This window comes from Neobacillus sp. DY30 (assembly GCF_030123065.1).
In the GTDB taxonomy this organism is placed as follows: domain Bacteria; phylum Bacillota; class Bacilli; order Bacillales; family Cytobacillaceae; genus Neobacillus.
The window spans coordinates 365001-367500 of record NZ_CP126093.1 but is presented as its reverse complement, the minus strand read 5'-3'; the positions used below and the strand labels follow the sequence as shown (position 1 = coordinate 367500).

3 rRNA genes (2 of these 3 only partly in view) are annotated in these 2500 nt (G+C 51.2%); all 3 read right to left on the bottom strand.

Annotated elements, in window-relative coordinates:
• Positions 1–488, bottom strand: a 16S ribosomal RNA gene (locus QNH29_RS01830) (it extends 1062 nt beyond the left edge of the window).
• Positions 489–761: 273 nt separating this feature from the next.
• Positions 762–877: ribosomal RNA gene (gene rrf / locus QNH29_RS01825) — 5S ribosomal RNA — on the bottom strand.
• Positions 878–953: 76 nt separating this feature from the next.
• Positions 954–2500: ribosomal RNA gene (locus QNH29_RS01820) — 23S ribosomal RNA — on the bottom strand; it runs 1389 nt beyond the window's last position.

Here is a 2500-nt window from a genome sequence, read left to right as displayed (position 1 = left end):
TCAAGGTACCGGCAGTTACTCCGGTACTTGTTCTTCCCTAACAACAGAGCTTTACGACCCGAAGGCCTTCATCGCTCACGCGGCGTTGCTCCGTCAGACTTTCGTCCATTGCGGAAGATTCCCTACTGCTGCCTCCCGTAGGAGTCTGGGCCGTGTCTCAGTCCCAGTGTGGCCGATCACCCTCTCAGGTCGGCTACGCATCGTCGCCTTGGTGAGCCGTTACCTCACCAACTAGCTAATGCGCCGCGGGCCCATCTGTAAGTGTCAGCCGAAACCGACTTTCAGCTTTTCCTCATGTGAGGAAAAGGATTATCCGGTATTAGCTCCGGTTTCCCGAAGTTATCCCAGTCTTACAGGCAGGTTGCCCACGTGTTACTCACCCGTCCGCCGCTAACCAAGAGGTGCAAGCACCTCATGATTCGCTCGACTTGCATGTATTAGGCACGCCGCCAGCGTTCGTCCTGAGCCAGGATCAAACTCTCCAAGAAAGTTGATTAGCTCATTTGTTACGTTGGCTAGTTTCTATAGTAGAAACTAATATTTTTGTTGACGTTCTTGTTTGTTTAGTTTTCAAAGAACAATTTTTACAGCGACAAAAACCATCTTACCACTCAGCTTCATTCGTGTCAACATAAATTCTTTATTAGTTGTATACTTCACGAAGCAACTTTTCAATAATAACACCGTTGGTGTATTAATGCAAGAAAAAGTTTACCGCTTTTTTTCTCTATAGTAGAGAATTAAAAGACTAAAGGTCTTTCGCCTGGCAACGTCCTACTCTCACAGGGACAAAGTCCCAACTACCATCGGCGCTGAGAAGCTTAACTTCCGTGTTCGGTATGGGAACGGGTGTGACCTTCTCGCCATTGCTGCCAGACTATTTATTTTGAGGTTTCATTCCCTCAAAACTAGATAATTTCAGAAGAAGTGTGTAAAAACGAGTTCACCTTAAATTGGTTAAGTCCTCGAACGATTAGTATCAGTCAGCTCCACACGTTACCGCGCTTCCACCTCTGACCTATCAACCTGATCATCTTTCAGGGTTCTTACTAGCTTGACGCTATGGGAAATCTCATCTTGAGGGGGGCTTCATGCTTAGATGCTTTCAGCACTTATCCCGTCCGCACATAGCTACCCAGCGATGCCTTTGGCAAGACAACTGGTACACCAGCGGTGCGTCCATCCCGGTCCTCTCGTACTAAGGACAGCTCCTCTCAAATTTCCTGCGCCCACGACGGATAGGGACCGAACTGTCTCACGACGTTCTGAACCCAGCTCGCGTACCGCTTTAATGGGCGAACAGCCCAACCCTTGGGACCGACTACAGCCCCAGGATGCGATGAGCCGACATCGAGGTGCCAAACCTCCCCGTCGATGTGGACTCTTGGGGGAGATAAGCCTGTTATCCCCGGGGTAGCTTTTATCCGTTGAGCGATGGCCCTTCCATGCGGAACCACCGGATCACTAAGCCCGACTTTCGTCCCTGCTCGACTTGTAGGTCTCGCAGTCAAGCTCCCTTGTGCCTTTACACTCTGCGAATGATTTCCAACCATTCTGAGGGAACCTTTGGGCGCCTCCGTTACTCTTTAGGAGGCGACCGCCCCAGTCAAACTGCCCACCTGACACTGTCTCCCACCCCGATCAGGGGTGTGGGTTAGAATTTCAATACAGCCAGGGTAGTATCCCACCGACGCCTCCACCGAAGCTGGCGCTCCGGTTTCTCAGGCTCCTACCTATCCTGTACAAGCTGTACCAAAATTCAATATCAGGCTACAGTAAAGCTCCACGGGGTCTTTCCGTCCTGTCGCGGGTAACCTGCATCTTCACAGGTACTATAATTTCACCGAGTCTCTCGTTGAGACAGTGCCCAGATCGTTACGCCTTTCGTGCGGGTCGGAACTTACCCGACAAGGAATTTCGCTACCTTAGGACCGTTATAGTTACGGCCGCCGTTTACTGGGGCTTCGATTCAGAGCTTCGCTTGCGCTAACCCCTCCTCTTAACCTTCCAGCACCGGGCAGGCGTCAGCCCCTATACTTCGCCTTGCGGCTTCGCAGAGACCTGTGTTTTTGCTAAACAGTCGCCTGGGCCTATTCACTGCGGCTCTTCGAGGCTATTCACCTCAAAAAGCACCCCTTCTCCCGAAGTTACGGGGTCATTTTGCCGAGTTCCTTAACGAGAGTTCTCTCGCTCACCTTAGGATTCTCTCCTCGCCTACCTGTGTCGGTTTGCGGTACGGGCACCTTTTATCTCGCTAGAGGCTTTTCTTGGCAGTGTGGAATCAGGAACTTCGGTACTATATTTCCCTCGGCATCACAGCTCAGCCTTAAGGTGAACGGATTTTCCTATTCACCAGCCTAACTGCTTACACGCACATATCCAGCAGTGCGCTTACCCTATCCTCCTGCGTCCCCCCATCACTCAAACGATAAAGAGGTGGTACAGGAATATCAACCTGTTGTCCATCGCCTACGCCTTTCGGCCTCGGCTTAGGTCCCGA